This window comes from Mesorhizobium sp. WSM4307, assembly GCF_007003945.1.
In the GTDB taxonomy this organism is placed as follows: Bacteria; Pseudomonadota; Alphaproteobacteria; order Rhizobiales; family Rhizobiaceae; genus Mesorhizobium.
This window is the reverse complement of sequence record NZ_VFTB01000010.1, coordinates 325,248-337,500: the sequence shown is the minus strand read 5'-3', so window position 1 is coordinate 337,500 and position 12,253 is coordinate 325,248. Positions and strand designations below refer to the sequence as shown.

Genomic DNA, 12,253 nt, shown 5'->3' with positions numbered 1-12,253 from the left:
TGTGGCGCCGCGTCAGATCGCCAAGGCCAAGGACCGCCGCCGCATGGAAGTGTCGATGGTCACCAAGGTTGGCGACCGCGACGTCATCCACACAATGCCTTTCGTGCAGATCAAGATGGCGCTCGCCGCGGGCCACACCACCAGCCGGCCCTACCCGCCTTTCGACCCGATGCAGGTGTTCGGCGACGACGGTGACGACGCTCCGGCGCAACCGGCGGCGGCCTCCGCCGCCTCCGGCCAGATCTATGGCGCCAAGGTCGAAAGCGAGATGAGCCTGAAGACCGTCGACTTCCCGATCGAGACGGCGGCCTTCGACGAGAAGAGCGATCTGTCCGCCGACGAGGTGGAAAAGGTGGTGCGCGACGCCGGCACCGACCTTAGCGACGGCGCCGTGCAGGTCGCTTCACTCCACTATGTCGATCCGCAGCGATTCGGCGAAGCCTTCGCCGAGAGCATGGCCGGCTCCTATGACGTCAAGATCGTGCCGGAAAACGTCTCGGTGTCGCCGCGTGCTGCCACTGACGACCAGGCGCCGGCTTTCGCCGAGGAAATCATTCCCTTCACCAAGGACACCGACCTCACCGAGGCCTTTGCCGATTCGGGTTATACGGGCGACGACGCCACCGGCATGGCCGAAGCGATCGCCAAGCTGTTGAACGCGCCGACGCTGAAAGCCGGAACCGTGCTGCGCGTCGGTCTCGAAGTCCATGGCGACGCCGCCAAGGTCGTGCGCACCAGCGTCTACGACAGGACCACCCATATCGTTACCATCGCGCTCGATGACCGCGGCCAGTATGTGCCGGCGCAGGAGCCGGATCCCAATCCCGAATTGTTGACGGCATTTGACGATTCGTCGGCGCCGGTGGTGGTGCGCGGCAACCTGCCCACTGTCTATGACGGTATCTACCGCACCGCCTATTCCTACGGCATGTCGAAGAAAATGACCCAGCGGCTGATCAAGCTGCTGGCATCTGGCGTCGACTTCCAGTCACGACTCAATCCGTCCGATCGCCTCGAAGTGCTGTTCTCGCAGCCGGACGGGGATGACCAGACCTCCGACGATTCGGAGCTCCTCTATGTCTCGGCGAACTTCGGCGGTACGACGCGCAACTTCTATCGCTTCCAGATGCAAGACGGCAGCACCGACTATTTCGACGAGGATGGATCGAGCGCCGAGCAGTTCCTGCTGCGCAACCCGCTGCCCAACGGAAGATTCACCTCCGGCTTTGGCGCGCGCAAGCATCCTATCCTGGGGTATGTCCGTATGCACACGGGCACCGACTGGGCCGCCCCGATCGGATCCCCGATCATCGCCGCCGGCAATGGCGTCGTCGAGAAGGCCGGTTGGGCTGGCGGCTATGGCAAGCAGATCATCCTGCGCCATGCCAATGGCTACGAAACCTCCTACAACCACCAGAGCGCCTTTGCAAAAGGCATCGAGCCGGGCGTTCGGGTTCGCCAGGGCCAGGTCATTGGCTATCTCGGCCAGACTGGTCTTTCCACCGGTCCGCATCTCCACTACGAGCTGATCGTCAACGGCACCAAGGTCGATTCGATGCGTGTTCGGCTGCCGGTCGGCAAGGTGCTGAAGGGCGACGACCTCGTCGCCTTCAAGCGCGAGCGCGAGCGCATCGACGACCTGCTGAAGCAGGAAGAAGGCAATTCGCTCAAGGTCGCGAGCGCCAAGATCGACGGCTAGAGCGATCCACCGTTTCCCGAGGGAAAGCGCTACGCGCTTTGCCCGGAAAAGCCGCTCACACTTTTCCTGGAATGCTCTGAACCCTGGCCAGCCCGGCATCGGCGAATCAGTTTCGCGACGAATCAGCTGACGATTCATCGGTGTGGCGCGGCCAGGGCAGCGTCTGACCCGAAACGGTAATCCATGCGATGATCGCGGCAAGCAGGCAGAGCACGGCGGTCGTCAAGGATATGGCTGAAAAGGCCATGTCGCTGGCAGCAAGCCGTGTTGCTTCGAGTTCGGGCGGCAGGCCTGTCGATACCGGTTCGCCAAACCCCGGAATGCCTGGCCTGACCCTGGTGTCGAGCATCGTTGAATAGACCCAGGTGGCAAGCGAGCCCATTGCCGCCACCGCGATCAGGCCGCCAACGCGCGAGACGGCATTGTTGATGCCGGAGGCAGCCCCCGTATCCTTGTCTTCCACCGCCGTCATGATCGCGGTGGACAGTGGCGAGACGACCAGCGCCATGCCGAGGCCCATCAGCGCCATCAGCGGAAATATTCCGGTCCAGAAATGGTGGATGCCGGCACGGGCGAGCAAGGCAAGTCCGGCGAAGGCGAAAGCCACGATCAGGCTGCCGCAGGCGATCGGGAAACGCGGTCCGATCCGGTCCGACAACTGCCCGACCGGTCCCGACAGAAGGGCGATCGATGCCGACAGCGGCAGGAAGATGAAGCCGACCTCCGCCGTGCTCAGTCCCCAGCCGGCGATCAGCAGCATCGGCAGATAGAAAAGATTGGCCGACAGCGCGAAATAGAGGAAGAAGGTCGCCACATTGGCACCGGCAAAAGCGCCGATGCGAAACAGGCTGAGATCGATCATCGGCTCGCGTCGCCGGTGTTCGAACAGGATGAAGACCACAAGCAGTACCGCGCCGGCGGCAATGCTCGGCCCCGCCATATTGCCCTCGCCGCTCGAACTCATCGAGGTCAGCCCATAGGCGAGTGCGCCGAACGCCAATGTCGCGAGCGCACCCCCGCCGAGATCGAGGCTGCGTTTTTCCGTCGCCGCATCGGCCGGGATCTTGACGAGCAGCAAGTAGATCGAGATCAGCCCGAGCGGCAGGTTGACGGCGAAGATCGCCCGCCAGATGCCGGCGCCGAAAGCCGACAGCACCAGGCCGCCGAGCACCGGCCCGAGGGCCGTGGTCAGCGCCGAGGCGGCGGCCCAGATGCCGATTGCACGGCCGCGCTCCTTTTTTGGATAGGCCTTGGCGATGATGGCGAGGCTGCCCGGCACCATGATCGCCGCACCAATACCCTGGACAGCGCGAAACCCGATCAGCACGACAGCATTCGGCGCCAGCGCGCAGGCGAGCGAGGCAACGATGAACAGCGCGATGCCGGCCACGAAGGCACGGCGCAGCCCGAACCGGTCGCCGGCGGCGCCGCCGGCAAGGATCAGCGCCGAAAGCGTCAATGCATAGGCATTGGAGATCCACTGCGCCTCGGCAAGGCTGGCGCCGAGGTTGACACGGATCGCCGGCATGGCGATGGCCAGGATCGAGCCGTCGATGAAGCCGAGCGCCGAGGCCAGGATCGCCGCGATCAAGACGAATCGCCGCTGCGATTGCGGACAAAAGGTTCCGTTCGTGACCGGGCTGGTCAGCGGGACGGCGGCGGCTTCATTGGGCGAATGCATGCCACCTCACTTAGACCCCAAGCGCGCCCGCAACAACCGGCCAGCAGCTTGCAGTCCTTGAAACCAGCCAATTGGCCAGGATGCGTCCCGTGCTGATGCAAACGCCGGCAGTCATGCTAAGTTTTCCGGAAGAACGGCAGCGGGGGGCAATCAATGAAACGTCCACTTGAAGCGTCGGCGGAAGGACGCGGCCGCATTGTCGGCATCACCGACGGCGTCTTTGCCATCGCGCTCACGCTCATCGTGCTCGAGATCAGGGTGCCGGCGCATGAGAGCGTGCATTCCGAGCACGATCTGCTCGTCGCCATCGCCTCATTGGCACCGCGCTTCCTGACTTATGCCTTGAGCTTCCTGACGCTGACCATCTTCTGGTTCGGCCAGCAGGCTCAGCATGGGCTGATCGCCAAATCCGACAGGCGTCTTGCCACGCTGAATCTCTGCTTTCTCGCCTTCATCGCGCTCTTGCCGTTCTCGACCGACCTTCTGGCGGACTTCCTCGAATTCAGGACGGCGGTGCTGGTCTACTGGCTCAACCTGCTGATGCTCGGCGTCACGCTGTTCGCCAGCTGGCGCTATGCGGAAAAGAACGGCTTTGTCGCCGAAGATGTCGATGCCGAAACGAAGCGCACGGTCTATCTGCGCATCGTCAAGGCACAGATCCTGTGGGCGGTCGGCGCGCTGCTCTGCCTGGTCACGCCGTTGCTCAGCGTCGGCTTCATCCTGGTGGTGCAGCTGATCTATGCCGCCGCGCCGCGCGGCTCATTGCTGCGCAAAGTCATCGGCTGAAGGTCCGCCGACAAACTCCACGGTGACGCCTGGCGACACCAGCTTGGCGAGTTCGCGCGCATCCCAGTTGGTCAGGCGCACGCAGCCATGGCTTTCGGTCTTGCCGATCTTCGACGGCTCGGGCGTTCCGTGGATGCCGTAGGTCGGCTTGTCCAGGGCAATCCACACCGAGCCGACGGGGCCGTTAGGGCCTGGCGGAATGGTCAGGATCTTGTCGTTCTGGCCCTGCTTGAAATTGATGTTCGGGTTGTAGGTGTAGTTCGGGTCGAGCGCGATGCGCGACACGGCGTGGATGCCGGTGGGCGAAGGCGTGTCGGCAGAGCCGATGGTCGCGGGATAGGCCGCGACCAGCTTGCCGCCCGCATCGTAGGCGTACGCTTCCTTCCTGGTCTTGTCGGCGACGATGCGCGCGACCGGCGTCGAGACCAGCTTGCCGAAATTGGCGACCTTGATGATCGTGCCGGGACGGTTGAAGTCGAGGCCCTTGTTGATCGACTTCAAATAGTTCTCGTCCATGTGGAAGCGCTCGGCCAGCGCCTCGGTGACGGAGGTGTAGCCCATGCGGTCGAGCTGCGCCTTCTGGCTGTAATCTTCCGGGATCGAGGCGACATAGGGGCCAGCCGCATCTTCCGCTGTGATGGTGTAATTGGCGAAAGCATCGCCGCCCGATTGCGCGAGCGCTGCCTGGATGCCGACTGTGTCCGTCGATTTCAGATTGCTGCCGGTGATCTGGTTATAGGCGGCCAAGGCCTTATCGACATTCGAGCCGAAACGCCCATCGATCACGCCCGGCGAAGCGCCGCCGCGGTCGAGCAGCACCTGCAGCGCCGCCACGTCCTGGCGCACGCCGAGCGACAGCGACGGATCGACGGCGGCCTTGCCGCCAGTATCAGGCGGCAGGGAAGCCTGCGTATCCGGATTGACCTGCTCTACGTCCGGCTGCGCAGGGTCTATCGCGGCCTCGTCTAGCGGCTGGCGCTTGATGACGCCCGGCTTTGCCGTTGGCGCATCGGGATAGCTGTTGTCGTAATTGCCGTCGTCCTGCGGCGCCGGCGGATAGGCTTCGACCGAATTGTCGCCATAGGGGTCGTATTCGTCCGCCGGCGGCGGGATGACCCGGCCTTCCTCTTCCAACTGCTTGCGGCGGAAGCGCGCCATGTCTTGTGGATCGTCGAGATAGTAGCGGTCATCATCGGTGGGAGCCCGGCCCAATTCGCGCAACCTTGTCTCGCGGCGCAGTGCACGCCGGTCAAGCCGCGTCTGCGGCGGCTGGATGGCGATGACCTTGCCGGTGTCGGCATCGACGATGACGCGGTTGCCGCGGGCGTCGTAATAGATGTCCAGATTTCCGTCCTGGGCCACAAGAATGCCGCCATCATCGGTGGCGCGGGCAACCTTTGGTGCACTGTCCTGCGCCGGCGCGGCAAGCGCACCGAAAGACACAAGCCCGGTGGCAAGCGCCGAAAGGGCAAAGATCGTGCGGAACATCGTGGCCAACTCTCCGGTCCCTAATTGCCGCCGCCCGGCATTGTACACTGGGCGAACCCCTTCGCCAGCAAACCAGTTACCCCACCCTATGGTTCCAATATGAACCGGGCATGAAGATGGCGGTTTTTCGGCGCACCGACGAATACTCGCTAGCTTGCGAGCCCCAATTCCTTGCGCGCCTGCTTGGTCAGCTTCAGGGCGACAAGGCGATGGCTCTCGCGCAAATAATCCTCCAGCGCAGCATCATCCATGCTCTGGCTTGTCCGACGCTGGATCCACTTCATGCCGCGCGAGGCAAGGTAGGGCGCGGGCCGCAAACCCGGCTGCTCCCTCAGCACGTCATAGGCGATGTCGGAACATTTGAAGGTGACGAAGAGCTGCTGGCCCTGATCCCAGCCGCCGATCGCAAATACCTTGGTGCCGACCTTCCAGACATGGGCGCCACCCCACTGGACGACGTGGTTTACCGCGGGCAGTGAGGCGCAGAAGCCATTGTAATCGTCCAGCGTCATCCGCCCTCCACCCTCAATATGAAAACGCCGCGCGTCCAGGATGGACGCGCGGCGTTGAAATCAGGCCGCCGCTTCGGTCGCGACGACCGTCGGCTTCGAGCGGAAGTTCAACCGGTCGGAACCGGACGTGACCTTGACGGTCGAACCGTCGAGAATCTCGCCGAGCAGGATCTTCTCCGCCAGCGGATCCTGCAGTTCCTTCTGCATCACCCGCTTCAGCGGCCGCGCGCCATAGGCCGGGTCGTAGCCCTTGGCCGCCAGCCACTCAATCGCCTCGTGATCCAGCGACAGCGTGATCTTGCGATCGACGAGCAGGCTTTCCAGCCGCTTGAGCTGGATTTCGACGATGCGGTCCATGTCCTTGCGGCGCAGCCGGTGGAACAGGATCACCTCGTCGACGCGGTTGAGGAATTCCGGCCGGAACGATGCCCTGACCACGCCCATCACCTCGTCGCGCACGGCATCGACATCCTGGTCCTCGCCGAGATTGACCAGATATTCGGCGCCAAGGTTCGACGTCATGATGATCAGCGTGTTGCGGAAATCGACCGTGCGGCCCTGCCCATCGGTGAGCCGGCCGTCATCGAGCACCTGCAAGAGCACGTTGAAGACATCGGGATGCGCCTTCTCGATCTCGTCGAACAGCACGACCTGATAGGGCCGGCGCCGCACCGCTTCGGTCAGCGCGCCGCCTTCCTCATAGCCGACATAGCCGGGAGGCGCGCCGATCAGCCGGGCGACCGAGTGCTTTTCCATGAACTCCGACATGTCGATGCGCACCATGGCGCTGTCGTCGTCGAACAGGAAGCTTGCCAGCGCCTTGGTCAGTTCGGTCTTGCCGACGCCCGTCGGCCCGAGGAAGATGAACGAGCCGATCGGCCGGTTCGGATCCTGCAGCCCGGCACGGGCACGCCGCACCGCCTTGGAAACGGCTTGCACCGCCTCGCCCTGGCCGACGACCCGCTTGCCGATCTCGTCTTCCATGCGCAGCAGCTTGTCACGCTCGCCCTGCAGCATCTTGTCGACTGGAATGCCGGTCCAGCGCGAGACGATATGGGCGACGTGGTCCGGGGTGACCACTTCCTCGACCATGCCGGCCTTGCCGTCCTGGGCCTCGGCTTCCTTCAGCTTCTTCTCGAGTTCCGGGATCTTGCCATAGGCAAGCTCGCCGGCGCGCTGGAACTCGCCCTTGCGCTGGGCAATGGCAAGCTCGTTGCGTGCCTCGTCGAGCTGCTTCTTCAAGTCGGCCGCAAGCCCGAGTTTCTGTTTCTCGGCCTGCCACTTGGTTGTGATCTCGGTCGATTCCTCCTCAAGGCCGACAAGTTCCTTCTCCAGGCGGGCGAGCCGGTCCTTCGAGGCATCGTCCGTCTCGACCTTCAGCGCCTCGCGCTCGATCTTGAGCTGCATGATGCGGCGGTCGATCTCGTCCAGCGCCTCGGGCTTGGAATCGACCTGCATCCTCAGCCGCGAAGCGGCCTCGTCGACCAGGTCGATCGCCTTGTCCGGCAGGAAGCGGTCGGCGATATAGCGGTTGGACAGCGTCGCCGCCGCCACCAGCGCCGAGTCCGAGATACGCACCTTGTGGTGCTGCTCGTATTTTTCCTTCAGGCCGCGCAGGATCGAGACGGTGTCCTCCACCGTCGGCTCATCGACAAAGACCGGCTGGAAACGGCGGGCAAGTGCCGGATCCTTCTCGACATGTTTTCTGTATTCATCGAGCGTGGTCGCGCCGACGCAGTGCAGTTCACCGCGCGCCAGCGCAGGCTTCAGCAGGTTCGACGCATCCATCGCGCCGTCCGCCTTGCCGGCGCCGACCAGCGTGTGCATCTCGTCGATGAACAGGATGATGTTGCCATTGGCCGACGTGACTTCGGAGAGCACGGCCTTCAGCCGCTCCTCGAACTCGCCGCGATATTTGGCACCGGCGATGAGTGCGCCCATGTCGAGCGCCATCAGCTGCTTGTCCTTCAGCGATTCCGGCACGTCGCCATTGACGATGCGCAGCGCCAGGCCTTCGGCGATCGCCGTCTTACCGACGCCCGGCTCGCCAATCAGCACCGGATTGTTCTTGGTGCGGCGCGACAGCACCTGGATGGTGCGGCGAATCTCGTCGTCACGACCAATGACCGGGTCGAGCTTGCCGGCGCGCGCGTCGGCGGTCAGGTCGCGCGCGTACTTCTTCAGCGCGTCATAGCCTTGCTCGGCACTCGCCGAATCGGCGGTGCGGCCCTTGCGGACATCATTGATGACCTGGTTCAGCGCCTGCGCGGTCACGCCGGCCTTTGCCAGTATGTCGGCGGTCTTGGCCGACTTTTCCATGGTGAGCGCCTGCAGCAGCCGTTCGACCGTGACGAAGCTGTCGCCGGCCTTCTTGGCCAGTTCTTCGGCCGTCGAGAACACCTTGGCCAGCGGCTGCGCCAGGTAGAGCTGGCCGTTACCGCCCTCCACCTTCGGCATTGCTTCGAGCGCCGTCTCGACGCCGAGCTTGACGTCGCGGACATTGCCGCCGGCGCGTTCGATCAGCGACGCGGCCAAGCCCTCGTCATCGTCGACGAGCACCTTCAGAATGTGTTCGGGGGTGAATTGCTGGTGATTGCGGGAGAGCGCCATGGTCTGCGCGGACTGGATGAAGCCGCGCACGCGCTCGGAGTACTTCTCAAGGTTCATATCTGTCTCCTTCCATCACCGGCCCGCTTTGCGGCACCGGATCAGATTGCGGTGACGGACCCGCCCATTCGAGCCGGATCCTGTTCAGCCGAGATATGGTGCATAGGCCATGCCGTCTCAAGACGCCTTGATGTCGGTCAATGCATAATATTCCACGTCAGCCGAAACGAAAACGGCGGAGATTTCTCCCCGCCGTTCAACGTCTTGAAATGCCGTTCGATCAGTTGTCGATGTCGACGATCGCTGGCTCGGCATTGCCGCTATCGGCCGGGGCCGCGGCCACCTCGCCGGCATCCGCATTGTCGCCACCGCTATCGACCTGGTCGGCATTGGTGCGCGGACGGCGCGGACGGCGCGGGCGACGGGCAGCGCCGCTCTCGGCGGCCGCCTCGTTGAGCTCGGCTTGGGCGGCAAGAGCCGCCGGCGAAAAACTCTCGAACAGCGGCGCCGGCTCGGCGACGGCAACGGTCTCGGCCGGTGAACCAGGCTCTAGCTGCACCTCCGCCTGTGCCGGGGCTTCGTTGCGCTGCTGGCCGCCTTGCTCGGTCGGTGACGGGTAATCACGCTGGCCATAGCCGCCATTTGGGCGGCGATCGCGGTGACGCCCGCCATTGTTGTCGCGGCCACCATTGTTGCGCCCGTTGTTGTCGCGCCCGCCATTGTCGCGATTGTCGCGGCCGTCACGGTTCAGCGCGACCTCGGCCGGCATGCCCTCGATCACCGGCTGCGGACCGGCGCCATGGTTGATGACAGGAATTTGCGGATCGGAGACGGTGTTGCCGCCATTGTTGCCGGCATTGTCGAAATCGTCGCGATCTTCATCGCCGTCATCGTCGAAATCGTCACGGTTTTGCTGGACGTTCTGGATCGGCATCTGCGCCTGCGCGGCGGCAATGATGCGATTGTAGTGTTCGGCGTGCTGGAGATAGTTCTCCGCCATGACCCGGTCGCCGGAGCTTTGCGCGTCACGGGCCAGGGTAGCGTATTTCTCGGCGATCTGCTGAGCCGATCCACGGATCTTCACATCCGGGCCGTTGCTCTCGTAGTTGCGCGTCAGGGGATTCGGGCCCTTGCGGTTGTTGTTGTTGTTATTGTTGTTGCCACCGCCGCCGCCATTGTTGTTGCGACCGCGCATGCGCCTGTTCTGCTGTTGTGGCCTCATTCGACTCTCTTCATCTTGAAATTTTCGAAAACTCGTTACGAACGGAGGCGCTCATGCAGCCAGCCGTTTCGTTTCTTCACCGGCGTTCGCCCGCATCAATTGCGTTGGCGCCACGTGCCATCCTGTTCCGGTTACATCACTTGCCGGACGATTCCCGCACGAAGCTTGGGCGTCGTTTGCGCAAGAAGGCAGCTATTTCCAAGGAGGACCGAATCGCTAAGAGCACTGCCTGCTTCGTCTCATCCGGTTGAGGCGACCCTAGCCGCATTCCCTGGTATTGCCAAGCGGTTTTTTCGCACTGCGTCAAGGCTTATCCCCATTGAAAGACAAGAACCCTGTCGTTTCCGCCGAGATCACGCAAAGCAGCAGCCGATGCATAACCAGCCGCCTTGAATATATCCGTAACCTCGTTGCGTTGCGTATGGCCGATCTCGACCGCAATCCTGCTTTCGGCTTCTAGAAACCGTGCCGCCTCGGCGGCAATGATCCTGTAGGGGTTCAGCCCATCCACGCCGCCATCCAAGGCTTGGCGTGGGTCGAAATCGCGGACCTCGTCCTGCAGATTTCCAATGTCTCCTGACGGTATATAGGGAGGGTTTGCGGCAATTACATGGTATCGGCCGGAAACTTTTTCGAACCAGTCCGACTGCACCGTCGTGAACCTGGCCTCGAGTCCGAGTTCCCCGGCATTGCGCGCCGCCGTCGCCAGCGCACCGGCGGAAATGTCGACACCGGTGGCGGTCGCGGCCGGCACGGCACTCAGCAGCGCCAGCGCGATCGCTCCCGTCCCGGTGCCGAGATCAAGGATGCGGCAGGCCCCCTCCCGCGCGGCCATTGCCTTGACGAAAGGCAGCACGGCCTCGACCAGCGTTTCGGTATCCGGCCTCGGCTCGAGCGTTTCCGGCGACAGCAACAGGCGCAAACCGTAGAATTCGCGGTAGCCGAGGATGCGGTGCACCGGTTCGCCACCCGCCCGGCGTCTCAGGGCGGCATCGATCGCGGCGATGGTGTTGCTGTCGATCATGCGTTCAGGATCGGCAATGGCCTGCGTGCGCGTCGTGCCGGAAAAATGTTCGACGATCAGCCGCGCATCGAGCGCCGGATCGCCGACCCCGGCCGCCATAAGCCTGGCCCGCGCTGCCCGCAGCAGCGGCCCCAGCGCCTCGGGCAGAGGGTCAGCCATCAAGGCCGATATCGGCCAGCAGCTTCGACTGGTGATCGGCGATCAGCGCGTCGATGATCTCGTCGAGCTCGCCCATCATCACCCGGTCGAGCTTGTAGAGCGTCAGGTTGATGCGATGGTCGGTGACGCGGCCTTGCGGGAAATTGTAGGTGCGGATGCGCTCCGAACGGTCGCCGGAGCCGACCTGCGATTTGCGCGATTCAGAGCGTTCCTCATCTGCCTTGCCGCGCTCCAGGTCATAGAGCCGGGCGCGCAGGATCTGCATGGCCTTCGCCCGGTTCTGGTGCTGCGACTTCTCCGCCTGCACCACCATGATGCCGGTCGGCAAATGGGTAATGCGCACCGCCGAATCGGTGGTGTTGACGTGCTGCCCGCCGGAGCCCGAGGCACGCATCGTGTCGATGCGGATGTCTTCGGCGCGGATTTCGATGTCGACCTCTTCCGCTTCCGGCAGAACGGCCACGGTCGCCGCCGAGGTGTGAATGCGCCCACTGGCCTCGGTCGCCGGCACGCGTTGCACGCGATGAACGCCGGATTCGAATTTCAGATGGGCAAACACGCCTTTGCCCGAGACGGTGGCGATGATTTCCTTGAACCCGCCGGCATCGCCGTCGCTGGCCGACACGGTTTCGAACCGCCAGCCGCGTTCGGCGGCATAGCGCTCATACATGCGAAACAGGTCGCCGGCGAAGAGCGCCGCCTCGTCACCGCCGGTGCCGGCACGGATTTCGAGGATGGCGTTCTTGTCGTCGGCGGCATCCTTGGGCAGGAGCAGGATCTGGATATCCTTCTGCAGCGCTTCGATACGCTCCTCCACGCCGGGCAGATCCGCCTCGGCGAGCGCCCGCATCTCGGCGTCGGTGCCCTTGTCGGCAAGCATTGCCTCGAGGTCGGCCTGCTCATGCTCGGCCGAGCGCAATTCCCTGACCTTGGCCACCATGTCCTGCAACTCGGCATATTCCGATGCCATCCTCACATAGGCATCCGGCGCCGGGCCGGCCGACATCTGCGCTTCGAGCATCTCGAAACGCTTGACGACTTGATCCATACGATCGCGGGGCAAATTGACCATGAG

The 12,253-nt window shown here is 63.6% G+C and carries 9 protein-coding genes (1 of these 9 running past the window's edge); 2 read left to right on the top strand and 7 right to left on the bottom strand.

Features of this window, described 5'->3' with window-relative positions; genetic code table 11:
• Positions 1 to 1,699: the 3' portion of a M23 family metallopeptidase gene (locus FJV83_RS25445; RefSeq protein ID WP_179296398.1), read on the top strand. The gene continues 272 nt to the left of window position 1, outside the view; the window shows 1,699 of its 1,971 coding nt (coding positions 273-1,971); its start codon lies off the left edge, out of view; the stop codon is at positions 1,697 to 1,699.
• A 106-nt stretch (positions 1,700 to 1,805) separates the two neighbouring features.
• On the opposite strand, the gene FJV83_RS25440 is transcribed toward FJV83_RS25445, so the two are convergent.
• Positions 1,806 to 3,380 carry an MFS transporter gene (locus FJV83_RS25440; protein WP_095787842.1) on the bottom strand — a complete coding sequence of 525 codons (1,575 nt, stop codon included), beginning with the start codon at positions 3,378 to 3,380 and terminating at the stop codon, positions 1,806 to 1,808.
• Between the two features lie 153 nt (positions 3,381 to 3,533).
• Here FJV83_RS25440 and FJV83_RS25435 point away from each other — a divergent pair, with 153 nt between their 5' ends.
• Positions 3,534 to 4,166: a TMEM175 family protein gene (locus tag FJV83_RS25435; RefSeq protein ID WP_095772320.1), complete on the top strand. Its 633-nt coding sequence runs from the start codon at positions 3,534 to 3,536 to the stop codon at positions 4,164 to 4,166.
• Here the strand turns inward: FJV83_RS25435 and FJV83_RS25430 are convergent.
• From FJV83_RS25430 to prfA, 6 genes are all read right to left on the bottom strand, one after another.
• Positions 4,140 to 5,654, bottom strand: a complete 1,515-nt coding sequence (locus FJV83_RS25430) for a L,D-transpeptidase family protein (RefSeq protein ID WP_142885592.1) — start codon at positions 5,652 to 5,654, stop codon at positions 4,140 to 4,142. The two genes, FJV83_RS25435 and FJV83_RS25430, sit on opposite strands and share 27 nt — an antisense overlap.
• Before the next feature lie 149 nt (positions 5,655 to 5,803).
• Complete coding sequence (locus tag FJV83_RS25425) at positions 5,804 to 6,166, bottom strand: MmcQ/YjbR family DNA-binding protein (protein ID WP_095787845.1); 363 nt, start codon at positions 6,164 to 6,166, stop codon at positions 5,804 to 5,806.
• Positions 6,167 to 6,226: 60 nt separating this feature from the next.
• On the bottom strand, positions 6,227 to 8,833 hold the full coding sequence (gene clpB / locus FJV83_RS25420) for an ATP-dependent chaperone ClpB (protein WP_095772317.1): 2,607 nt from the start codon (positions 8,831 to 8,833) through the stop codon (positions 6,227 to 6,229).
• 220 nt (positions 8,834 to 9,053) lie between these two features.
• Positions 9,054 to 9,995, bottom strand: coding sequence for a DUF4167 domain-containing protein (locus tag FJV83_RS25415; protein WP_142885593.1), 942 nt, complete (start codon positions 9,993 to 9,995; stop codon positions 9,054 to 9,056).
• 310 nt (positions 9,996 to 10,305) lie between these two features.
• Positions 10,306 to 11,178: a peptide chain release factor N(5)-glutamine methyltransferase gene (prmC, locus tag FJV83_RS25410; protein WP_095787846.1), complete on the bottom strand. Its 873-nt coding sequence runs from the start codon at positions 11,176 to 11,178 to the stop codon at positions 10,306 to 10,308.
• A complete protein-coding gene (prfA, locus tag FJV83_RS25405; protein ID WP_142885594.1) occupies positions 11,171 to 12,250 on the bottom strand; it encodes a peptide chain release factor 1 in 1,080 nt (359 codons plus the stop codon). The genes prmC and prfA overlap by 8 nt, the downstream gene beginning before the upstream one ends.
• Positions 12,251 to 12,253: the final 3 nt, after the last annotated feature.

What these genes read in the sequence shown, in the direction of transcription:
- prfA (WP_142885594.1), bottom strand. Translation starts at nt 12,250, where the DNA reads ATGGTCAATTTGCCCCGCGATCGTATGGATCAAGTCGTCAAGCGTTTC.
- prmC (WP_095787846.1), bottom strand. Translation starts at nt 11,178, where the DNA reads ATGGCTGACCCTCTGCCCGAGGCGCTGGGGCCGCTGCTGCGGGCAGCG.
- FJV83_RS25415 (WP_142885593.1), bottom strand. Translation starts at nt 9,995, where the DNA reads ATGAGGCCACAACAGCAGAACAGGCGCATGCGCGGTCGCAACAACAAT.
- FJV83_RS25430 (WP_142885592.1), bottom strand. Translation starts at nt 5,654, where the DNA reads ATGTTCCGCACGATCTTTGCCCTTTCGGCGCTTGCCACCGGGCTTGTG.
- FJV83_RS25435 (WP_095772320.1), top strand. Translation starts at nt 3,534, where the DNA reads ATGAAACGTCCACTTGAAGCGTCGGCGGAAGGACGCGGCCGCATTGTC.
- FJV83_RS25425 (WP_095787845.1), bottom strand. Translation starts at nt 6,166, where the DNA reads ATGACGCTGGACGATTACAATGGCTTCTGCGCCTCACTGCCCGCGGTA.
- FJV83_RS25440 (WP_095787842.1), bottom strand. Translation starts at nt 3,380, where the DNA reads ATGCATTCGCCCAATGAAGCCGCCGCCGTCCCGCTGACCAGCCCGGTC.
- clpB (WP_095772317.1), bottom strand. Translation starts at nt 8,833, where the DNA reads ATGAACCTTGAGAAGTACTCCGAGCGCGTGCGCGGCTTCATCCAGTCC.